At 58.7% G+C, this 22,723-nt stretch carries 18 protein-coding genes; 9 read left to right on the forward strand and 9 right to left on the reverse strand.

The features are described from left to right. Positions 1-19: 19 nt before the first annotated feature. Both OHL21_RS04305 and rbsK read left to right on the forward strand, forming a co-directional pair. Entirely contained in the window at positions 20-1,336 is a 1,317-nt protein-coding gene (locus OHL21_RS04305) for a peroxiredoxin family protein (RefSeq protein WP_263416016.1), read from the forward strand. 144 nt (positions 1,337-1,480) lie between these two features. Next, complete coding sequence (rbsK, locus tag OHL21_RS04310; protein WP_263416017.1) at positions 1,481-2,401, forward strand: ribokinase; 921 nt, start codon at positions 1,481-1,483, stop codon at positions 2,399-2,401. Between the two features lie 267 nt (positions 2,402-2,668). Here rbsK and aspS read toward each other — a convergent pair whose 3' ends face one another. The 4 genes from aspS to OHL21_RS04330 form a co-directional block, all read right to left on the reverse strand. Next, positions 2,669-4,525: an aspartate--tRNA ligase gene (aspS, locus tag OHL21_RS04315; RefSeq protein ID WP_263416018.1), complete on the reverse strand. Its 1,857-nt coding sequence runs from the start codon at positions 4,523-4,525 to the stop codon at positions 2,669-2,671. Positions 4,526-4,608: 83 nt separating this feature from the next. Beyond that, positions 4,609-5,043, reverse strand: coding sequence for a peptide-methionine (R)-S-oxide reductase MsrB (msrB, locus tag OHL21_RS04320; protein WP_263416019.1), 435 nt, complete (start codon positions 5,041-5,043; stop codon positions 4,609-4,611). Positions 5,044-5,079: 36 nt separating this feature from the next. Further along, positions 5,080-5,484 carry a RidA family protein gene (locus OHL21_RS04325; protein ID WP_263416020.1) on the reverse strand — a complete coding sequence of 135 codons (405 nt, stop codon included), beginning with the start codon at positions 5,482-5,484 and terminating at the stop codon, positions 5,080-5,082. A gap of 10 nt (positions 5,485-5,494) precedes the next feature. Next, positions 5,495-6,457: a VWA domain-containing protein gene (locus OHL21_RS04330; protein ID WP_263416021.1), complete on the reverse strand. Its 963-nt coding sequence runs from the start codon at positions 6,455-6,457 to the stop codon at positions 5,495-5,497. On the opposite strand from OHL21_RS04330, the gene parS reads away from it, so the two are divergent. Beyond that, positions 6,456-6,935 carry a type II RES/Xre toxin-antitoxin system antitoxin gene (gene parS, locus OHL21_RS04335; protein WP_263416022.1) on the forward strand — a complete coding sequence of 160 codons (480 nt, stop codon included), beginning with the start codon at positions 6,456-6,458 and terminating at the stop codon, positions 6,933-6,935. The genes OHL21_RS04330 and parS overlap by 2 nt on opposite strands. Positions 6,936-6,939: 4 nt before the next feature. Next, complete coding sequence (locus OHL21_RS04340; protein WP_263416023.1) at positions 6,940-7,380, forward strand: RES family NAD+ phosphorylase; 441 nt, start codon at positions 6,940-6,942, stop codon at positions 7,378-7,380. Positions 7,381-7,538: 158 nt separating this feature from the next. On the opposite strand, the gene OHL21_RS04345 is transcribed toward OHL21_RS04340, so the two are convergent. From OHL21_RS04345 to OHL21_RS04365, 5 genes are all read right to left on the reverse strand, one after another. Beyond that, entirely contained in the window at positions 7,539-9,992 is a 2,454-nt protein-coding gene (locus OHL21_RS04345; RefSeq protein ID WP_263416024.1) for a RelA/SpoT family protein, read from the reverse strand. A 303-nt stretch (positions 9,993-10,295) separates the two neighbouring features. Beyond that, the gene (locus OHL21_RS04350; RefSeq protein WP_263416025.1) at positions 10,296-12,890 is read right to left on the reverse strand and encodes a TonB-dependent receptor; all 2,595 of its coding nucleotides are present in this window, start codon (positions 12,888-12,890) and stop codon (positions 10,296-10,298) included. Between the two features lie 55 nt (positions 12,891-12,945). Then, a complete protein-coding gene (locus OHL21_RS04355; protein WP_263416026.1) occupies positions 12,946-13,674 on the reverse strand; it encodes a phosphatase PAP2 family protein in 729 nt (242 codons plus the stop codon). A 252-nt stretch (positions 13,675-13,926) separates the two neighbouring features. Beyond that, positions 13,927-15,090 carry an alpha/beta hydrolase gene (locus tag OHL21_RS04360; RefSeq protein ID WP_263416027.1) on the reverse strand — a complete coding sequence of 388 codons (1,164 nt, stop codon included), beginning with the start codon at positions 15,088-15,090 and terminating at the stop codon, positions 13,927-13,929. Between the two features lie 160 nt (positions 15,091-15,250). Next, the gene (locus OHL21_RS04365; RefSeq protein WP_263416028.1) at positions 15,251-16,876 is read right to left on the reverse strand and encodes a putative bifunctional diguanylate cyclase/phosphodiesterase; all 1,626 of its coding nucleotides are present in this window, start codon (positions 16,874-16,876) and stop codon (positions 15,251-15,253) included. 316 nt (positions 16,877-17,192) lie between these two features. On the opposite strand from OHL21_RS04365, the gene OHL21_RS04370 reads away from it, so the two are divergent. The 5 genes from OHL21_RS04370 (at position 17,193) to OHL21_RS04390 (ending at position 22,701) form a co-directional block, all read left to right on the forward strand. Beyond that, complete coding sequence (locus OHL21_RS04370; protein ID WP_263416029.1) at positions 17,193-18,377, forward strand: GGDEF domain-containing protein; 1,185 nt, start codon at positions 17,193-17,195, stop codon at positions 18,375-18,377. 185 nt (positions 18,378-18,562) lie between these two features. After that, positions 18,563-18,796: a KTSC domain-containing protein gene (locus OHL21_RS04375; protein ID WP_263416030.1), complete on the forward strand. Its 234-nt coding sequence runs from the start codon at positions 18,563-18,565 to the stop codon at positions 18,794-18,796. A 72-nt stretch (positions 18,797-18,868) separates the two neighbouring features. Further along, entirely contained in the window at positions 18,869-19,165 is a 297-nt protein-coding gene (locus OHL21_RS04380) for a type II toxin-antitoxin system Phd/YefM family antitoxin (RefSeq protein ID WP_263416031.1), read from the forward strand. Next, complete coding sequence (locus OHL21_RS04385) at positions 19,162-19,569, forward strand: PIN domain-containing protein (protein WP_263416032.1); 408 nt, start codon at positions 19,162-19,164, stop codon at positions 19,567-19,569. The genes OHL21_RS04380 and OHL21_RS04385 overlap by 4 nt, the downstream gene beginning before the upstream one ends. A 459-nt stretch (positions 19,570-20,028) precedes the next feature. Then, a complete protein-coding gene (locus OHL21_RS04390; protein ID WP_263416033.1) occupies positions 20,029-22,701 on the forward strand; it encodes a bifunctional YncE family protein/alkaline phosphatase family protein in 2,673 nt (890 codons plus the stop codon). The last annotated feature ends 22 nt before the right edge of the window (positions 22,702-22,723 follow it).

The raw sequence follows: 22,723 nt of genomic DNA on the forward strand, positions 1-22,723 counted from the left end.
ATTCAGGAGAAGCTTCGCCATGACATTCCGCAATCGAACCATCGCACTTGCTGCCGTGGTCCTCAGCAGTTCTGCCGTCTTCGCACAAAACTCACTCGCAGGCCGTTGGGACGCGGCCTTTACGCTCAATGGAACGGAGATTCCGTTCCGTCTCGACATCTCCCAGGATGGCCAGCAGATCAAAGGCACGCTCTTCAACGGAGACAAGGAGACCGAAACCACAACCAGCGCAAAGCGCAACAACAATGAAGTCGTACTCGACTTCGAGCACTATCTGACAACGATCTCTGCCAATGTGAATGGCGACACGCTTACGGGTAAGTTGCGCGGCCGCTTTGAGCGCGAGAAGTACATCGCCGATTATCCCTTCCACGCAACTCGTCACACCGATGCCACAGCAGCGGCCTCTGCGCAGGCGCCGAACATCGCGGGCAACTGGGAGATTCCGCATGAGACCGCAAAGGGCGAGAAGGCGTGGCGCTTCATCGTGAAGCAGAACGGCGCGGAAGCGCAGGCGTCGATTTTACGTGTCGATGGCGATACCGGAGCGTTGACCGGTACGTACAAGAACGGAAGCTGGTTGCTGAGTCATTTCGATGGAGCTCGTCCTCTGCTGGTGCGGGTGACGCCGAAAGAGGACGGTACGCTGGAGGTGAAGACCGAAGGCGCATACACACCGACGGAGGCGTTGATTGCGTATCGGCCGGAGGTGGCGCGCAGCAAAGGTTTCGCGGAGCCGGAGGACTACAGCAAGCACACCACCGTACGGGATGCGAACGAGCGGTTCAGTTTCAAGTTTCCGGATGTGAATGGCAAGCTGGTTTCCAGCGACGATGCCCGGTTCAAGAACAAAGTAGTTCTCGCAATCGTGACTGGAACCTGGTGCCCGAACTGCCATGACGAAGCACGCTACCTGGTCGAGCTCGACAAGAAGTATCGCGATAAGGGGCTGGAGATCGTTGCCCTGAACTTCGAAGAGCCCGAGCAGCAGGACTCTCTCGCTCGCGAGAAGGCTTTCATTCAGCACTATGGCGTGAAGTACACCTATCTGCTGGCCGGCGCTCCGGCAGAGATGTGGGAGAAGGTGCCGCAGGCGGTGAACCTGAACACCTGGCCGGCAACGTTGTTTGTTGGCAAGGACGGCCGCGTGCGGTTGGTGCACTCCGGCTTCGCTTCGCCTTCGAGCGGAGCCTTCAACGATCAGCTCAAACAGGAATTCACTGCGGAGATAGAAGCGCTCCTCGCAGAGAAGGACGTCAAGAACCTCGCGGACAACGGGACTGCACCGTTGTCTCCGCACACGACGGCGTCGACAAACCATAACGCTTCTTATTAGACCCCTCACGCAGGCAGCGGAGGCCGCGACACCTCCGCTGCCGATTTTTATGGGGGATTGAAGAATTGAATGATTGAAGGAGTGAATAAGAAAGGCACCAGCTCCGCTGCGGCGGGGCTTTGTTATTTGCCGTAGGATGAGGTCGTGCAGAAGTCGGTGCTGGTGATCGGAAGTCTCAACCTGGATCTTGTTGTGCATGCGGAGCGCATTCCGCTTGCCGGGGAGACCGTTCGTGGCAGTGGATATGATTCCCTGCTGGGTGGTAAAGGCGCCAACCAGGCCGTGGCAGCCGCGAAATTGGGAGCACAGGTGCGTATGGCAGGTCGTGTCGGCAGCGATAGTTATGGCGCAGCACTCCTGGAGGGGCTGGATGAGGTTGAGGTGGATGTGGCCGGTGTGCAGGTGACTGAAGGGCCGTCAGGCCTGGCGGTAATTACTCACTCCTCCGACGGGCAGAATGCAATTGTCGTGCAGTCAGGCGCGAACGGTCTGGTAACAGCGGCGGATGTCAGTGCGCTGGAGTTCGCGAATGCAGGTGTGGTGTTGCTGCAGCTGGAGATTCCGATGGATGCAGTGGTGGCCGCGGCGCAGGCATCGCACAAGGCCGGGGCAGTGGTGATCCTCGATCCTGCTCCGGTTGCTGCGTTGCCGGAGGAGTTGTTGCGTGCGGTGACTTGGCTGACTCCGAATGAGACGGAGGCAGCGCAGCTTGTTGCAGGCTCGATGGAGCCGCGGCAGACAGCCGAACGCCTGTTGGCGATGGGATGCCGGAATGTGGCGCTGAAGTTGGGCGAGCGCGGAGCGTTTCTGATGGGAGCTGATTGTGAGCCGACGCCAGTGCCTGCGTTGCCGGTTAAAGCAGTTGATACTACGGCCGCAGGGGATTGTTTCAACGGAGCGTTTGCGACGCGGTTGCTGGCAGGGGATTCGCCGGAGGTAGCGGCGCGGTATGCGAATGCTGCCGCGGCCATCTCGGTGACGCGGCTGGGTGCACAGGTGTCGATGCCTTCGCGGAACGAGGTTGAGGGGTTGTTGGGGCGTAGTCCGCAAATACCTTTGGTGTGAAGAATGAGACAGTCCCAGAGCTGGGTGGAGCAGCGGGCTTCAGCCCGCTGATAAAGGCATAGAAATGAATGGGCTTTAGCCCTGGGACTCTTCTGTCAGTCAGGAAAAAGTCCAGGGCTAAAGCCCATTTCTACATTGAACCAATAGACCGTGGGCTAAAAGCCCACGGCTCCCACCTATTGCTACGCAATGGATAGGGCACCCAGTTTTGTGGCTCATGAAGAAACCCGCCCTCATGGGGCGGGTTCTTGTTGTTTGCGGTTCGATTTACGTGCGCACGGTGGGACGCAGATGAAGTTCCTTCAACTGCATGTCCGTGGCGTGGCTGGGAGCGTCGACCATCAGGTCGATGGCCTTCGCTGTCTTTGGGAATGCGATGACTTCGCGCAGGCTCTGGGCGCCGGCCAGCAGCATGACGATGCGGTCGATGCCGAGGGCAATGCCGCCGTGCGGAGGTGTGCCGTATTCCAGCGCATCGAGGAAGAAGCCGAAGCGCTCCTTGGCCTCCTCATCGCTCATGCCCAGCGAACGGAAGATCTCTGCCTGCACGTCCTTGCGATGGATACGGATAGAGCCCGAACCGAGCTCGAGACCGTTGAGCACCACATCGTAGGCCGAGGCCCGGACCGCTCCCTTGTCGTTGAAGAGAGCGCCGGAGATGATGTCCTCTTCATGCGGCGAGGTGAAGGGATGGTGCGCTGCATCCCAGGTCTTCTTCTCCTCGTTCCACTCGTACATGGGGAAGTCGGTGACCCAGAGGAACTTGTAGTCCTCGGGCGTGCCCTTCTTTTCGAAGAGACCGTGCTTGTCGGCGTACTTCTTCGCCAGTTCCAGGCGGAGTTGGCCGACACGCTTCCAGATCCACTGGCGGTCGAAGTTCCACATCTCCGGCGTTTCCAGCTTGGGCGTGACGACGACAGCGAGATCGTTGGTCGTGAGGCTCGACCCATTGAAGGCTGCGAGCTCCGCATTCAGCTTCTCGGAGATGGCATCGGCGAGCGGAACAAACTGCTCGGCGGTGCGCAGGCGGACGAGGTCGAGCAGGTCGAGGCCGCTGTCTCCGAACGAGGCCCGAACCTCGCTGAGCAGCGACTTGCGGGCGGTGCCGGAGAGCTCGCCGACGGACGGGATCACAAAGCCAAGTACGGGCAGCTTCTGCTCGATCTTGAGAGTGGTGCGAAGCTCAGGCGTCAGCACCTCGGTCAGATCGGCCATCGCCGGCAGACGCATGTCGGGCTTGTCGATACCGTACTTGCGAATGGCTTCGTCGTAGCTCATGCGCAGGAAAGGGGTATTAATGGTCTCACCCACTGCCGCAAAGGAGGCGGTGAGGAAGCGCTCGACGACGGCAAAGACCTGGTCCTGCGTGGGGAAGGTCATCTCCAGGTCGATCTGCGTGAACTCCGGCTGGCGGTCGGCACGGAGGTCTTCGTCGCGGAAGCAGCGGGCGATCTGGAAGTAGCGATCGAAGCCGGAGATCATCAGGATCTGTTTGAAGATCTGCGGCGACTGCGGCAACGCGTAGAAGGTGCCCGGGTGGACGCGAGAGGGAACCAGGTAGTCACGTGCACCCTCCGGGGTGGAGCGCGTCATGAACGGTGTCTCAATCTCGAGAAAGCCTTCATCGGAGAGGGTCTGGCGAATGGCCTGGTTGACCTTATGGCGCACGAGGAAGTTCTGTTGCATCTCGGCGCGGCGCAGGTCGATGTAGCGGTACTTCAGCCGCATCTCTTCGTTCTGAATGGCGTCATCGGCCGGCGAGAAGGGCGGCGTTTTGGCGTCGTTCAAAATCAACAGTTCGGTGGCCAGCACCTCGATCGCGCCTGTCGGCATCTTGGGGTTGACCAGCGACTCATCGCGCAGGCGAACCTTGCCGATGGCGGCGATAACGTACTCAGGGCGTGAGGCCTCGGCCTTGGCCAGAGCGTCGTGGCCGGAGAGCGACTTGTCGAGCACCACCTGGGTGATGCCGGTACGGTCGCGCAGGTCCAGGAAGATCAGGTCGCCATGGTCGCGGCGGCGATTGATCCAGCCCATCAGGACTACGGGTTTGCCGGCATCTGCGGCGCGAAGCTCTCCGCACCGGTGTGTGCGGGTAGTAGAACCTAGAAAATCCAGTGTCACGATAGGGTCTATTGTACGAATTCGGAGGAGTTAAATCGAAATGGCCCGCAGATTCGCGGGCCATTTCAGGCTAATGGACAGAATTACTTCGGTTCTTTCTCGAACTCCAGCGATGCGGAGTTGATGCAGTAGCGAAGACCGGTGGGGCGGGGACCGTCGGGGAAGACGTGGCCAAGGTGGCCGCCACAGCGGGCACAGGTCACCTCGATCCGGCGCATGCCGTAGCTGCTGTCCTCATGCGCCTCAATCACATCTGCCGAGATGGGCAACCAGAAGCTGGGCCAGCCGGAACCCGAATCGAACTTCTTGTCTGAAGTAAACAGCTCCGCGCCGCACCCTGCACAGCGATAGATGCCATCTTCGTGGTTCTGATACAGGGCGCCGGAAAATGCCGGCTCTGTGCCCTTCCGGCGCAGAATATGGAACTGCTCCGGTGTGAGCAGCTTGCTCCACTCTTCTTCGGTCTTATGGATCTTGCCGCCGGTCGTCTGCACGTCGAGCATAGGGGTTTCGGCCATCGGAATCTCCTTTTACGTATTAGACGCCCACCGTGCTTAAGCGGATTCCTTGGCAATCACCTCGATCTCAACCAGCGCGTCTTTCGGCAATGCTGCCACCTGGATCGTGGAGCGGGCCGGAGCCACAGTGCCGGCGGGAGCGAGATACGTGGCGTAGATCTCGTTCATCGCGGCGAAATCCTTCATGTCCTTGAGGAAAACGGTGGTTTTGACCACGTGCACCATATCCAGGCCGGCGGCAGCGAGAACAGCTTTCAGGTTTTCCAGCACTCGGACGGTCTGCTCTTTGATGCCACCTGGGATCAGGTTGCCGGTGGCGGGGTCGAGGGCGACCTGGCCGGAGGTGAACAGAGTGTCACCCACGCGGATAGCCTGCGAATAGGGGCCGATAGCGGTAGGAGCTTCTTTGGTGGAGACGGCGGTCTTATTGGTGTCGCTCATGTTGTCGAGTTTACTGTGCCCCGTTTGGTCCGGCCCAGTAACTCTGGCGGGCGCGGAGTTTGGCGTCGGGGTAGTCGGGGATGGAGATGGTGATACGGTGCAGCCCGGGTTCCACGTTCGCGGGCGGCTGGAAGCTGAGCAGATAGTAGTCGTGGATGTGGTTCGAAAGCCGCAACATGCCGTTGTCGAAGCCCTTTTGCGTGGTGAAGTTGATGTATTCACCGCCTGAGAGTTCGGATAGCGTCTTGGGGACGTTTTTCTTCAGGGCATTGACCGCCATGACCAGGAGACCGAGTGGCCCGGAGCCCATCTGGCCGTGAAAGAGGCTGTTCACGATCTCGGTTTTGCCGGGGTTGAAGCTCACGGAGTCGACGACGACGTTAGAGCGGCCGAGTTCTTCGATCACAGCTTCGGGTTTGATCTTGCTGCCATGGTCGCGTGTCTCTCCGACGAGCAGAATGGCGCGCCGGTAGCGGCTGGGGCGCTGGCCCAGAGCCTCCGCGGCATATTTCACCGCATCAAGCGTGTTGGCGCCGCTATCCTCGCAGGGCTTGAGGGCATTCAGCGTCATCGTGGTCTTTTCCATGTTGCCGGTGAAATCCTGCAGCAGTTCCGGGCCGGAGGCGTAGCGGGCCACAGCGATGAGTTTGGGGGCGCCACCGATGATGCTTTCCACCATGGTTGCCAGTCCGCTGATGTTGCCGAACTGCATCATGGATTCGCGGCCGCACTCTACCAGGACAAACAGAGCGATGCCCTGCTGATCGGCGTCTTCATCGAGACGGATCTTTTGCTCGACGCCATTATCCTGCACCACAAACTGTTCAGGCCTCAGGCCATAGAGCCGCTCGCCCTTGTAATCGACTGAGACCGGCACCTGCACCAGGTTGGTGTTGACGCGGATGGTCGGGGTTTCCTGCGCATGGGAGAAGGTGACGGCGAGGAGAAGCGCGGCGAGGAGGCTCTTCTTCATGGATGTTCAGAATAACCTGTTTCGCATTTTGCCGTTGTTTTCGTGGCATAATGTTGGTATGAATACCGCATTAGTCCAGATCGGCGATTGGCTTGGTCTCGGTGCTCCGGTGACCGAGGCGGCTGTCCTGAAGATCGTTGAAGCGCGGCTCGCGCCGACGGTGGTTGGGCGCCTATCGGAGCTTGGACTGGAGCGGGCGGAGATCGATGAAGTTGTGATCCCGTCGCGCACCCTGCAGCATCGCAAAGCGAAGCGGGAGAAGCTGACGCTGGAGGAGAGTGACCGGGTGCTGCGGGTGATCCGGGTGCTCTCGGCGGCGGAAGCAACCTACGGCTCGCGCGAGCGTGCGTTGGCGTGGCTGCGCCGGCCGCACACGCGTCTGGATGGGCGAGCTCCCTTGTCCCTGCTGAAGACGGACACCGGCAGCCGGATTGTGGAAGAGATGCTGGTACAGATCGACGAAGGCTTCTTCGTCTAAACAAGTGATTCTCTGGCGCATCAGCCGTTTCAAAGACCTGAGGGGTGTCGGCGGACAGCGTGCTCCCGGGCGCTGGCATTTCGCCGGCCAACCGGTCGTCTATCTGGCGGAGCACCCAGCGGCTGCCCTGTTGGAGGTTTGTGCGCATACGGCGGCCAATGATGTCCCGCCGGAGTTCACGCTGTTGCGCATTGTGGGTCCGACGGTGAAGCTGGATGAGGTTCGCGCATCACAGCTTGGCACGGGATGGCAGCATGATCTCGAACGCACACAACGTCTGGGAACCGAGTGGCTGCGCAAGGCGGAGACGGTGCTGCTGAAGGTGCCGAGCGCGATCGTGCCGGAGACGGCGAACTATCTTTTCAATCCACTGCATCGCTCAGCGAAGCGATTCCGGATCGCAGAGAGTTATGCGTATCCATTTGATGAGCGGTTGAAGCGATAGTGAATTCTCTTAGCCGGGGGCCCCACCTTCACAACGTGAGGGTGGGCAAGGAAGCCACAAAAGCTAAAGCGGATCGAGCTCCGCTCGATATCCCACATCTCGGCTGCGCCGAGATACGGGGCACCCAGTGCATGGGCTGCTACAAAGCAGGTCCTTCCCTAGATCTTGTTCACGCGCTGGACGTCGCGGACACCGTGGACACGGCGGAGATCGTTCACCAGTTTGTTCAGGTGTTTTAGGTCGACGGTCTCGACGACGAACTCTACGGTGGCGGTGCCATCGTCGTTCGAGCGTGACTCCACACTACGGATGTTGGTGTCGTCGTCGGAGATGATGGCAGTGAACTCCTTCAACATGCCGGTGCGGTCGTCGCAAGTGAGGATGAGTTTCACCGGATAAGTGGTTTGGCGGGCGTTTGCCGATGGAGTTGCCGACCACTCCACATTAATGCGCCGGTCGCTCTCGTAGAGCAGGTTCTGCACGTTCGGACAGCTTCGTGCGTGTACAGCCACGCCTTTACCGCGGGTGACATAGCCCACGATCTCTTCGCCGCGAATGGGATTACAACATCGTGCGCGGTAGACAAGCAGGTCGTCCTGGCCCTCCACCTGCAACGAGTCCGATCCTTTGCCGAAGAAGACGCGCTTCACTGTCTCGGACATCTGCCCGGGCGTGGGAAGGGTTGGTCCCGTCTCGGTTTCAACCGGCATGGTGCTACCCGGCTCCAGCTTGTTAAGCACCTGGCGTGCTGAGAGCTTGCCGAAGCCGAGGCCGGCGTAGAGGTCTTCTCCATTGCCGAGACCGTACTCATTGGCAACGCGAGTGAAGTCGGCATCGGTCAGCTTGGTGATGGCCACCTTGAACTTGCGGCCTTCGCGGTCGAGGAGCTTGCGTCCGATCTCGACGGCGCGCTCGCGCTGGTGCACGTTGATCCAGTGCTTGATCTTGTTGCGAGCGCGGGAGCTCTTGACGAAGCTCAGCCAGTCACGGCTGGGTGTGTGGCCGGTTTGGGTGGAGATCTCGACGATGTCGCCGTTGTGCAGTTTGGTGCGGAGAGGAACGATACGGCCGTTCACCCGGGCGGCGACGGCGGTGTTGCCGACGTCGGTGTGAATGGTATACGCGAAGTCGATCGGTGTGGCGTCCTTCGGGAGCACCACCACTTTGCCCTTGGGGGTAAAGGTGTAGACCTCCTCGGGGTACAGGTCGATCTTGAGCGTCGACATGAACTCGTTGGGGTCTGTCATCTCGCGCTGCCACTCCATGATCTGGCGCACCCAGGCGAGACGCTGTTCGTCCTTATCGGTGACGGACTCGTTGGCCTTGTACTTCCAGTGCGCCGCGATGCCTTCTTCGGCGATGCGGTGCATCTCCTCGGTCCGGATCTGCACCTCGAACTGGTGCCCGCCCTCGGCGATGAGGGTGGTATGCAGCGACTGGTACATATTCGGCCGCGGCATAGCGATGAAGTCCTTGATCCGGCCTGGGACAGGACGCCAGGTGGAGTGCAGCAGGCCGAGCATGGCGTAACACTCACCAACGGTTTGGGTGATGACCCGAACGGCCAGCAGGTCATAGACCTGGTTCAGCGGGAGCGTCCCATCCTGCAGCTTCTGCTGGATGGAGTAGAGACGCTTGATGCGGTACTCGACACGGCCGTGGATGTGGTGTGAGGCGAGCTTTTCTTCCAGGATCTTAGCGATTCCCTGCAGGAAACGTTCGCCCTCGTCGCGGACCTGGTCGACCTCTTTCTCGACGTTCTGATAGGCGACGGGATCGACGTAGCGGAAGGCAAGGTCTTCGAGCTCGCCGCGAAGTTTACCCATGCCCAGGCGGTGGGCGAGGGGGGCGTAGACGTCGAGAGTCTCTCGGGCGATCTTCTGCTGTTTCTCGGGCCTCAGGTGCTCCAGCGTCCGCATGTTGTGCAGGCGATCGGCCAGCTTGATGAGCACGACGCGAACGTCGGTGACCATGGCGAGAAGCATCTTGCGGATGTTTTCGGCCTGGTGGTCTTCGCGATTGGCGAACTTGATCTTGTCGAGCTTGGTGACGCCCTCGACGATGTGGGCGACCTGATCGCTGAAGCGGGTCGAGATCTCGTCGGCGGTAACGTCGGTATCTTCCACGGCATCGTGGAGCAGGCCGGCGGCGATGGCCGTGGCGTCCAGCTTCATCTCCGCCAGCAACTGGGCGACCTCGAGCGGATGGATGACGTAGGGCTCGCCGGAGGCACGTTTCTGGTCGGCGTGGTTCTCCAGGCAGAAGATCCACGCCTTGCGGATGACCTCCAGGTCATCACCGGGGCGGTATGTCCGAACGGTTTCCAGCAGGTGAGCGAACTTTACATCAATGCGCTGAGCCGAGGCGCTATCCAGCCAGGTCAGGTAGGGTGTGACGGACGTCGGTTTGATGGCCGGAGCTGAGGGTTTTTCCGCCAGAATGCCGCTGGGAGAAGCCAGAGAATCATGGACCGACGAATCTTCCGGAGCTTTAGGCACAGAGATTGACTGCTCCAGATCAACGCCGTTGGCGGCGGAGACTGCGCTGGAGGTGATCTCGGGAGGCGTCAATCCGGACCCAGCCTGCGTGGAAGCAGGCCGCGCGATAGCCATATCTGATTCTAGAGCGTTTTCCCTGTTGCGGGGTATCCCGGAATGGACGTGCGTGGCGTTTTCATCGCGGAAAACGCCCACCGATGCGGGAACCCTGGTCTATACCTGCAGGAAAACGCTCTATCCCCTTAAAGAAAAGAGCGGAGAGCCGTTTCCGGCTCTCCGCAAGGTTGGTTACTCGTGCTTCGGTTAGAGCATTTTCCCTGTTTCTGGGTACCCCGAAAAAGGCGTGCAGCGGCGTTTTCATTGCGGAAAACGCCCATAGATGTGGATGCTCTGGACTACACCTACAGGGAAAATGCTCTACTGTCGTGGAGACAGGCCGATGGTGAAGGAGACCATATAGCTGCGTCCGGGCAGGAGGCCCAGGGTGTCTCCTGAGGCTGGCGCGAAAGCGTAGCCGGTACGGTTGAGCGGAACCGAACCCGACGGGTTCACGCTGGTGATGTTGTGCTGGTCGAAGAGGTTGTTGACGCTGAAGCGGAGTTTGGTCTGATCAAAGATGGAGCCGCGGCGCACGGTGAAGTTCACGTACATGTTGGTGACGTTGAACGGATCGATCGGCACTGCCTGGTTGGCATTGGTGCCCAGGACCGGGTTCAGTTGCGGACCGGTCGTTGAAGTCGGAGCGGCGTATTTGCCGTCATTCCACATCGGGCCGATACGCTTGTTGAAGATACCGAGGTTCAGGTACTTGTCCTGGAAGGTCATACCCAGGCTCTCGGTATTGGACGGCGTACTGGCGACCCAGAGGTCATAGTTGGGATTCGGCTTGCCGCCAACCGTATCACTGACGTACTTCGCGGAACCTGCCGTTCCGTTGGCAAAAAAGCTGATGCCTTTGCCGAAGTAGAGATTGGTCTCTCCCTCGAAGCCCTTCGTGACCGAGTCGCCCTGCGAGGTGTAGTTCACAAAATTCGGATCGCTGGGGGCCGAGTAGGCGTTGCCAAAGCGGACATAGTAGACATCGGCATTGAGCGTAACCCGGTGCAGCTTAAGGACCGAACCGGTCTGGTAGCTTTTGGCGTAGCTGGGATCGGGCAGCGTCTTGAGCACGGCGGCGGCGGAAGTGCTGGTCGAGGTCTGGTTGATGTCAAAGACGCTGCTCGGCGGAATCACGCTGCCGGTGGCGAACTGCCCATAAACCGACCAGTTGGGACGGATACGGTAGTTGGCGTCCACCGAGGGAAGCACGGAGTTATAGCTGGCGTTGTTCCGCACGTACGGAGCGCCGTTCAGATTGCCGACCGTGTTTCCGTTATCAGCGTATTGCTTCAGATCCATGGTGTAGTGCGCGAACTTCAGGCCGCCGGTGAGTGTGAGCTTACTGGTGGCGTGATACTCGTATTCGGCATAGGGCTGGTAGGAGTTGGTCCAGAACTGCTCGTGGAAGTTAGGCAGCGGGCTGTCCGCCTGGGTAATGGGATCCTGTGGGATCTGGTAACGGTCGGTCGTTGCCCACTCGTACCACATACCTACCCGGAAGATGCCGAAGCGCGAGACCTGGCTCAGGCTGGTGATTTCACCGTATTTACGATAGCTGTTCAGCTTATCAGTGCCGCAGGGCAGAGCTCCGCTGACAGGTGTGGAGCAGTTCGGTTCGCTGACCGTGCCCTTCTTCGGTGTAGCCGCGTAGTTCTGCTTGTTGTTGTAGCTGTAGGTATACGGTTTGGTATCGAGCGACCAGCCATGACCGAGCTGCTGCTTGTAGCCGACGTACTCGAAATCCGTAGGCACATGGTAGAAGTTGTACTTGTAGTAGTTGGCCTGCGTCGGGTCAGTGTTCTGCAGCAGGAAGTTATCGCCGTACTGGGCTACCTGCGCGCGTGTGGGGCCCTTGATGTTGGGTGTGTTGGAGTCCAGCCAGAGTACGCTGGCAAAGCCCGTCAGAATCTTGTTCTCAGAGAACTTGAACTGGTACTTCAGAGCGCCGGCATTGCGTGTCTGGTAGTTGAAGGTCTGGTAGCCATCGGAGTCCATGTGGTGGACATCGATAAAGACGTTGTTCCGCTTCGATGCGCCGCCGAAGTTACCCGAGTCATAGTTCACGTCGATCAGCTTGGTATTGAACGAACCGTAGCTGATGCCGCCGCGGATGTTCTGGACGTCGGGCATCTCCTTGGAGAGCAGGTTGATCGAGCCGCCGAAGGGGGTGGGTCCGACGGTCGAGGCCGAACCCGGAGAGCGATCGAAATCTACGCCGCCGAGAAACTGCGATGGGAAGAAGGCCCAGGAGTGGTGCGAGGGCGAGTTGGTGTCGTTCCACGGAATGCCGTCGAAGGTGATGTCATAGTTGCCGTCCGAGAAGCCGCGGAAGAACATCTTCGCATCACCCAGACCTACGCCATTCGCATTCAGGCTGTAGGTACCGGGTGCATTCTGCAGAACTTCGGTGTAATCGGCAGTCGGTGCGACGTAGTTCTGGATATAGGTGGAGTTGACCTCGGTGCGGGCACTGCGGGCATCAAGCACGCCATCCATCACGGCGTAGGCGGCAGCGATGGAATTAGCGTTGGCGGCATCCACGGTGATCTGCTCGTTGGCGCCGCCGACCTTCAGGGTCAGTGTGACGTCCTGCGTGTTGCTGGCGGTGAGCTGTACGCCCTGGCGCGTGGTGAGGGCAAAGCCTGGTGCGGATGCTTCTACGGTATACGTTCCCGCGGGCAGGCCGCTGGCGTTGAAGTGGCCTTCCGCATCGCCGCGTATATTGCGGACAACCTTCGTCGTTTCATTGCGCAGCACGATGGTTGCGTTCGGAATGGACGCACCAATGGCGTCTTTCAGGTTTCCAGAGAGAGTTCCAGTCTGCTGCGCGATGGCAGGCAAACCAAGGGAAACGGCGACAAGCGCCACAGCAAAGGCAGCGCGCGTACTGGCTAAGAGAGAATGTCGAAGCACGAGAGTATCTCCTGATTTTTTGTTGTTACTTGGGCCGGAAGGTGCAGGTGGAACATTAGTGCGTGTTGCCTGAGGCGAGGCGCAGCTCCTCGCGTGCGGCGGCGAGGTCTGTCTGAAACTTCGGATTGGCAAGCATGTTGCCGAAGGCGACATAAGCGATACGGCGGCTGGCTTCGGTATCGGCGCGATAGTGAACGCCGCATACCAGTCGGTTGTGCGCATACTCATCAGCGCGCGCCAGAATGGCATCGCGCTTTTCGGGAACCAGCTCCGCGAGAGTGAGCGCCAGCATGTAGCCAGAGAGGGAATGGCCGCTCGGATAAGAGTTATGCACCTCGGTCAGTTTGCAGACCGGATGCAGCGTCTTATCGGACTGATAAGGACGCGGGCGCTGGAACAGCGTCTTCAGCTCTCCGCCCAGAAAAGATTGGTCGCCTTTGACGTGGGTTGAAAGCTCCGCGATGAGCGGCAGCTTTGCCGCCGTGAACGACGGACCCATAACAGTGCGGAAGACGAAGATGTCCTCTTCCTCATCGTCCGCTTTGGCGGCTGCGGCCTGTGCCGGCGTCCGAGATGTTTCGATGCGATGGACTTCAGCGAGTTCGGCGCGAGTCTGTGGATCGTTATCCGACGGCGGCGCCGGAATCAGATCGGCAATGTGCAGCATCTGCGTGTTGACGTAGTAGGGGGTATGTTTCGCCGGTGCGGGTGCCGATTGCGCACCTCCGCCTGCCTCCAAAGACAGCAGAATTGCCAGAGAAGAGACCACTATTCTGTTGTTCACAATGGGCTGAAAGTAGCCAAGAAATGTGAATAGCAGGTGTGCCGTTTATGAATGGAAGGTTGATTTGCCCTGCTTTGGCTTGATTTCTGTGGAACTTAAGTCTGGCTTAAGTTTGGCTGACAGAATCGGATGACAAATCTTAGAGCATTTTCCCTGTTGCCAGGTATTCCGGAGAGGAGTGCAGCGGCGTTTTCATTGCGGAAAACGCCCATAGATGCGGAACCCCTACACGACACCTACAGGGAAAATGTTCTAACGCAGCAGACCTGCCTGAGGGATCTTTTTCTGGTGGACCCACAGCAATAACTGATCGAAGGCGCGGCCGACTTCATCGGCATTCATGGTGCAGTGGCCCTCGCGATGAACGTAAGTTTGCACGTAGTTGTTGCCGAAGCCTGCCTCTTCCACCATGCGGCCGTACAGCGTCATGGGAGTTGCCGGTACAAGAGGATCAAAGACAGTGTGGAGCGCCAGCATGGGACGGGTGAGCTTTCCGGTTGGGGTATACCAGGTGGCGACCCATTTGCGCGCCTTGTCGTCGGCGGCGTAGCGGCGGACGCCGTCGTTGAGGGCGTAATCGGTGTGAGGGTCTTCGCTGGAGCGGGTATAGATATAGTTGCGGTTCTCGAAAGGGTTGCCGCCGGCCTTCCTCTGGAAATCAGCCATCTGCCAGGTGATGTACATCATCAGATTGGCCACCTGCAGATCGGTGTGTTCGTAGGTGATGTCGCGCATACTTGCGGCGGCCGCGGGATTTGCCTTCAGGGCGGTGAGGATCTTCTGGCGAAGGCCGTCATTCTCAGTGAAGTTCTGCGGTGTCGGCACCAGCGGAGGGAAGATGCCGGGGAAGTAGTAGTCGAAAGCGGCGCGCCAGGCAAATCGCCGCGAGGCCCACTCGTAGGTAGGTTCCACGGCTCCGCAGAGATCGAGACCTGCGACGTACGGCTTGGGATTCAGCTCCAGAGTCATCATGGTGAGAGCTCCTCCCATGGAGCCGCCGGCGACGAAGGTCTCTTTCGGCTGACCGTACTTCTTGGTGAAGTACTTCCGCAGACGTTCGGTCTCAGGGTAGGCGGCCTGCAGGGCCCAGCCCGTCTGGGAGTAGCCACTCTGGATCACGGCGAAGCCACGTTGGAACATGGGTCTGGCCTGATCGTGCAGCTGCGCGTCAGAGCGGTAGTGAAATGACCGCTCGCTGTAGCCGTGGTAGAAGACGACCAGCGAGTGGTTCCAGTTTGCCGGAACATCGATGCGATAGGCTGCATTGCCCATGGAACCGGTCTCAACGGTGCCGGCCGGGGTCTTCAGGATGTTCGGTGGCGTGCTCGGACCCTCTTCGGCCTCAGGGGGGCGCTGGGCAAATCCCGTGGTTATCAGCCAGAGGCTGGAGATGAGAAGCAAAGCAACTGGGCGCATGGGTGAAGCCATTGTAAGTCGAAGAGACGTCGCGCGCTGCGCCAGGGTTAGAGCATTTTCCCTGTTTTGGGTATCCCGGAAGAGGAGTGTAGCGGCGTTTTCATTGCGGAAAACGCCCATAGATGCAGAAGCCCTATGTTACACCTACAGGGAAAATGCTCTATCCCTTTTCCTGATGGTCCAGCAGGAAACCGGTCAGTTCCGGCAGGAACATCGGCCTGGCCAGCAGAAAGCCCTGGGCGGCATCGCAGCGCAGATGGCGCAGCAGGTCGAGCTGCTCGGGCAGTTCTACGCCCTCCGCTACGACCTTCAGGCCGAGTTGATGGGCCATGCGCAGGATCGACTCTGCCAGCGCCGCGCTATCTTTATCCACCTGGATATCGGTGACGAAAGCGCGATCCATCTTGAGTTTGTCAATAGGGAAGCGTCGCAGATAGCTGAGGGAGGAATACCCGGTGCCGAAGTCATCGATGGCAGTGGCGATACCGTGCTGGCGCAGCAGACGGAGAGAGTATGCTGCTTTCTCCGGATCATCCATCAGGGAGCTTTCCGTGATCTCCAGCTCCAGGTTGCCGGGAGTGACCTGATACTTCTCCAGGGTGGAGACGATCATCTCCACGAGATTGTCCTGCTGAAACTGGCGGGGAGAGAGGTTGACGGCAAAACGTGGACTGTACTCGAGGGTGGAGCGCAGGTCGCTGAGCTCTCGACATGCCGTTTCCAGAACCCATTGGCTGAGAGGGACAATGACGCCCGTCTCCTCAGCGACAGGAATGAACTTCGCCGGAGAGATAAACTCACCGGTCGGCTTACGCCAGCGCAGAAGAGCTTCCATGCTGACGACCTCGCCGGTCTGCAGGTCGAACTCAGGCTGGTAAGCCAGCAGGAACTCGTTACGCCCGAGTGCATGGCGCAGATCGTTTTCAAGCGCCAGCCGCTCCAGCAGGGCTTTGTCGACCTCGGGATTGAAGATGCGGAAGTCCCCTCGTCCCGCGGCTTTGGCGCGATCCAATGCGGTGTCGACCTTGCGGAGCAGCGTGGATACGTCGGTGCCATCGTCCGGATAGACGGCTACACCGATGCTGGAGGTGATGTGGATCTTATGGCTGCCGACGGTGAGCGGCTCCGAGACTGTGTGCAGGATCTTCCGGCAGATCGCGGAAAGAGCGCCTTCCTGCTCGATCTTCGGCAATACGGCCAGAAATTCATCGCTGCTGATGCGGGCGAGGGTTTCGCGTGGACCGATGGCGGTACGCAGGCGCTGCGCTGTCTGTCGCAGGATCAGGTCACCCACCTCATGTCCGAGCGTATCGTTGACACCTTTGAAGCGATCCAGATCGACCAGAGCTATGGCAAACCTTCCATCCGGGCCACAGCGACGGATGCTATTGCGGATGCTGATCTCCAGTTGTGACCGTGTCTGCAGGCCGGTCAGGGCATCGATGCCGCTGGCAGACTTCCTGCTGGCTTGCTTATCCAGCAGCAGAGCGACATTGCCCACGGCGAGTCCGCAGCCTAACATGGCGACGATCAGCGAAACCGCCAACATGATGTTCGGGTGCCGTACGCCGATACTGCCGGCGGGAGAGAAGGATGTCAGATGGTAGAGAGACCATATGGCGCAGGCAAGCAGGGCGCCGCCGATTGCAGCCAGAATCTGACGTCTCCGCGGAGTCAGATCGGCGCGCCGGGCGCTCACGCGTAGCAGCCAGCATGCGAACAGCAGCGGGGCGAGCACCAGACCAGCCCAAAGCAACATGATTGCTGTCGATCGGCTTTCAGGCATTCGGGCTCATCCCGTTTTTGATCTCCACATCAAAACTGCATTGGCACATTTGGACCACGCGGCTAAGGCTCTGCAGGATACGGAAAGGCGACTGCCCACCAGATTAGACCGCCTTCCGGAAGATACTATCGGGCCGGCGGCTCTCATCATATGTTATTCCCGGATCAAGAGAACCTTGAGAACCAAAATGGGTTTCCCTGAAGCGGATTACCAAACTGGTACTGGAGTGAAGGACGCGTGCATTGCTACAATCTCGCTGTCCGCGATCCGCGTCCTCACCACCAGGCTAGTTTCTCTGAGTGTGGCCGCTCCTGCCATGAATACGTACAATCTCCTGCTGATCAACGCGCTTACCATGCTGGTTTATGCCGCGGGGCTCTGCTCGCTGCACATCAGCTACCGGCGCGCGCGGGGCATCTGGTGGTTCATGATGTCGTGCGTGGCCGCGGGCGCCTCCAGCGCTTTGATTGCGGGACATGGTCTTTTTTCGAGGAATATCCATCTCGGTCTCAGCATGCTGCTGCTGCCGGTAAGCCTCTGGCTGCGCCATACGGGCTTTGCCGAGTTCCTGCATGTCAAAGCCCGTCATCTCTGGGCGAACGCCGCTCTGGTCGCGGTCTATGCAGGTTTTCTGACGTGGTTTGCCGTTCTGCGGAATGACCCGGCACATGGCTTTGAGTTGCTTTCGGTGGTTCTGGCCATTCAGACCGCTCTGAGTGTCGAAGTGCTGCTGCGGTTCGGTATCGAAGAAAATCGTCTGCTGCGCATCATTGCCAGCATTGTGATCACGTTGGTAGCTGTCTTTCGGCTGCTGTGGCAGGTGGTTGAGATTCGTTCGAATGTCCTGGGAATCTCCGGCGAGTCCATCGCTCATGCGCAGTGGCCGGTCAATATGCTCTTCAATGCGGCGACGCTCTTCTGCTTCGTCGGTATCTTCGTTAGTCAGATGGGGCTGGATCTGCGGGAGATTGCCAGCACCGATGCGCTGACCGGAGCCCTGAACCGCCGTGCCCTGGAATCCCAGGCTGCACGAGAGATGGCCCGCTGCCGCCGCTACGGCTTCCCGCTGTCGGTCATCGTCATGGACCTGGATCACTTCAAGCTGCTGAACGATACTCACGGCCATAACGCCGGGGATGCGGCGCTGTGCCTGGTGGTGCGAGACCTGCAATCGGCGCTTCGCGGAACAGACCTGTTATGCCGCTCCGGCGGCGAAGAGTTCCTGATTCTGCTGCCGCATACGGACCATGCGACTGCGTTGCACCTGGCCGAACGCCTGCGTAAGCGCATCTCGCAGATTGTGGTGCCGGTGGAAAGCAAGAAGGTCGGCGTTACCGCCAGCCTGGGCGTGGCTAGCTGGAATGGAGCTGCGGAAAGCTGGACGACGATGGTCAAGCGCGCCGATGCCGCTCTCTATCTGGCGAAGAACGCCGGACGGAACCGGGTTGTCACAGGGGAAGAGCAGTCTTCGTCTGCTGAGACCAGCACCCAGTTGGCATAGAGCATTTTCCCTGTAGGTGTAGTCCAGAGCATCCACATCTATGGGCGTTTTCCGCAATGAAAACGCCGCTGTACGCCCCTTCCGGGGTACCCAGCAACAGGGAAACCAGCAACAGGGAAAACGCTCTACGTCATACATCCGTTTCTGGACCTGCCTCATCCATGATTTTGGGGGACTCCTGAGAGATGAGGCGGCAAGCTGTGGCGTCCGAAGGCATCGCCTCGATCGGCTATGACGAGAGCCGGAACGAGCTGGAGATTGAGTTCCGTCAGGGCGGATCGGTATATCGATACTTTGAGGTACCGCCCGAGGAACACTTCGAATTCATGGCAGCCGAATCGAAGGGGACCTATCTCAACCAGGTATTCAAGCTCAGGGAGCACCCGTATCTTGTGGTGCGAGATGGCCGCCGAACGTAGCAGCAGCACTTCTTTGATATTTTGCATCGCGTAGCCAAAATGGCTACGCTCATGTTTAGAGGAACAGTTCCTATGCGACAGGTATCCTTACGGGAATTCCGCACGCGAGGCTCAAAAGCGCTCAAAGAGGTGCCGAACGGGGAGACGATCCTCCTGGCGGGGCAGGATGGTCCTGTCTACTTTCTCGTACCTGTGCTTGATGATGTGATCGCGGAAGATCGCGAGCTCCGTAGGGCGTTGGCCAAGGCGAGCCTGCGTAAGAATTGGCGACTCGCTGAAAAGCCCGGCGCTTTAAGACTGAGCGAGGAGGAAATTGAGCAGGAGATCAAGACTGTTCGTTCTCGCCGTATTCAGCGAAAGAGCAAATGAGGCTGATCGTCCTCGATACGAATCTCGTAATCTCCGCCGGCATTAACACGGGTGCAGCCCCTGCACTGGTGATGGATTGGGTGCTGGAGGGACTGGTTCAGACTGTGACTAGTCCGTGGACGGTAGCCAAATATCGAGAAGTCGCCCAGCGAGAGAAGTTTCGTCGTTACGGCTTTCCGCCATTCTGGCTGGAGTTCCTGATTGCTGAAAGTCTGCATCTGCCCGACCCACCGGCTTGGCCCCTTCCCATGCCAGATCCAAAGGATGCTCCATTTCTTTCACTTGCCCATGCAGCAGGCGCTTGGCTTATTGCCGGTAACTTGAAAGATTTTCCCATTTCAGCCCGGCGCAGCGTTACAGTGCTTTCTCCGGCAGATTATCTGAGCCAGTTAACCGAGGGTTAGAGAGAAATTCCGTTTAGCGGAATTATTGGTGCAAGTTATTTGCATCGCTGTGCCGTGGCCAGGGTTCATCATTGATATCAAGTTGTGGTGATATATTTCTGCAGAATCCGATATGAGACTCAGTTGATGAACAGCGGTATTTCCGCCGAACTATGCGCGGAACCAACTGTGAGACCGCTGTTTGCTTCGGACAAGGGCCAAAAACAAATATCCCGTTATCTTGCGGGATGCAACAGGTGAAGAGGGATTTAGATGGAATTCGCAAGGCATAGGCAAGTTGGCGTTCTGGTTGTTTGTTTACTCCTAGGCTCGGCGTTTTCCTTTGGTCAAACGGCCCATCCACAGACGGGCAGTTCAGATTTCAACACGGCTCCGCCAAAGGATGAGGCGGTTACGGCCGGAAAGGTTACGGGTTCGGGAAACGGGGCAAGGTCACAATCAGGCAGTCCGGATCGGACCGTGGGCCTGCAGAAGGATGGCTCGATTGTCGCATCGGACAACCAGACGTTGACCCCGGCAGGCAGGATTGTTGAACTCGGCTCGCCTGTACGTGCCAAGGCGATTGCGCTCAATCCGAATCGAGCGACTCACAGCGCGGCTGTGCTGCTTATGGGGTCACCGCAGCCAATCATCGTGTTCAACACCGCAACCGGGAAAGTTCTGCAGCGGTTCATTCCGGCGGATGCGGCAGCGTCTCAAAAAGACCTGACAGTGGGGTCGTTCACGGGTGTCACGTACTCGGCCGACGGCACGAAGCTACTTTTCAGCCAGGACAACAATTATGTCGTCATCGCGAAGGTAAATCGGCAGACAGGCTTGCTGAGCAACGCGCAGAGAGTCGGGCTGCCTGCGCCCCCTGCCGACGGCCGTCCTTATCACAACGCGAAGTCGATCAATCCTGGCGGCATCGCCTTTTCTGAAGACAATAAACACGCCTATGTGGCGTTGAACGTTACGAACACGCTCGGCGTGATCGACCTGACGACATCTCCCGCCAGGCTTATCGGCCAGATCCCTGTCGGCAATGTTCCCAATAGCGTGGTGGTTCGGGGGAACTACGCCTATGTCAGCAACGAGGGTGGTCGACCAGCAACTAGTGCCGACTTCACAAACTACTCTGACGGCACGCCAATCGTTGTCGACCGCAAAGATTCCTTCACGCTCACCGGTACGGTCTCCGTCGTAAATCTCACGCAGGGAAAAGAAGAGAAAACGATCTCCGTTGGTCTTCATCCGGCCGGCATGACGATCTTCGGCTCCAACCTGTACGTCGCCAATGCCTATAGTGACAGCTTGTCGGTGATTGATCTCAAGACCAACCAGGTCGTCCGCACGATTGATCTCAGTGTTCCGATCGCGGGCGGCGTATTCGGCTCTGGGCCTAATGGTGTTGCCGTAACCACCGATGGGAAAGCATATGTGACGCTGGGCCAGGCGAATGCCTTGGCTGTCATTAATCTACAGACCCGTGATGCGCATCCAGTCATCGGTTATATTCCGACGGCCTATTTCCCAACTTCCATCACGTACGACGCAGCGCAGAAGCAACTTGTGGTGGCAGACGACAAGGGTCTTGGAGCGCGGGAAATCGCGAACATGAACGATGGGATCCCGCATTACAACACCCATGCCGACATGGGTGTTGTGAATCTGATTCCCGAGCCGAATGCCGGCGAGTTGGCGAAGCTCAGCAAGCAGGTCTTTGAGAACAATCACTGGAATCTGACGACGAATATCGAAGTCGGAAAAGAATACATCGATCCTCATGCTGTAGCAGTGGCGGTTCCCAAACATATCGGGGAGCCTTCACTGATCAAGCACGTCTTTCTCATCATTAAAGAGAACCGTACTTACGACCAGATCCTGGGTGATGTCGCATGGGGCAACGGCGCTCCCGCGCTTGCGGTTTTCGCCTCTGCGGTGCCGAATCAGCATGCCTTCGTGAAACGCTTCCCGCTGCTCGACAACGTCTACGCGCCAAGTCGCCAGTCCGCGGACGGCCATCCGTGGATCGGGATGTCAGGATCGTTCTATTCCAATGACATCCTGTCTCCCGATTGGATCCGTTCTTATCCAGGTGGTGGGGCGGAGGACCCTCTCACCTACACGCCAAAAGGCTTCTTATGGACAGCGGCGGAAGCGAAGGGACTTACTTCGAAGCTGTATGGCGAGTGGAGCAGCGGCACTACCATTGCCCGTAAAGCGGATGGTTCTGCCTACACCTGGACCGATTTCTACAACACCTCGCTGTGCAAAGAAGGTAAGGCGCCGGCGGAGAGCTGCATCGTTCCGGATGACGCCGTCAAAGTAACTTCCTCGATCCCCTCGGCGGCGAAGATCATGGATCCACACTATCCGCCGTTCAATCTCGACATTCCAGACCAGTACCGCGTTGACTACTGGATCAAGGATTTCCAGCGGCTGGATGCAGCCGGTCAGGTTCCCAATCTGACGATTCTTTGGCTTCCCGATGATCACACCGCGGGCACCTCGCAAGGCCATCCTTATCCCATCAACTACCAGGCTGATAACGATCTGGCTCTCGGCCGCATGGTTGAAGCCATCAGTCATAGCAAGGTTTGGGGCGAGTCGGCCATTTTTGTCGAAGAGGACGACTCGCAGGGCGGCGCCGACCATGTCGATGGTCACCGCCAGCCGGTCTATGTGATCAGCCCCTACGCTGCGGCTCCAAAGGAGCCTGGGCAGGGCAAGACGATTCACACGACCTACACGGCTGAGAACATCAACCGCACGATCGAAAATATTCTTGGTACGCAACCTCTCACGCAGTTCGATCTGGTGGCTTCGCCGATGTTTGACGCGTTCCAGAACACGCCGGACCTGACGCCTTACGATGTCCAGCCCGCGGTGATTGCTCTGGACGAGGGACCCGGTTTGAAGGCCGGCCGGGACGCTTCGGAGACTCCGATGCAGAAAGCCTGGTTGAAGGCCACTGCTGAGGTGATGAAAGGCAAGTACGACAAGGCAGATTCGGTCGATCCGAACTTCCTCAATCACGTGACCTGGTATGCGACAACAGGATGGGATCGTCCTTATCCCGGTGACGAGAGGGTATTGATGCCAGGCCCCTTCGTCAAAGCCGCGAAAAAATATCACGACAACGACGACTAGCGGAAATGGAGACATCGTTACG

It is taken from the genome of Terriglobus albidus (assembly GCF_025685425.1).
Lineage (GTDB): Bacteria > Acidobacteriota > Terriglobia > Terriglobales > Acidobacteriaceae > Terriglobus > Terriglobus albidus.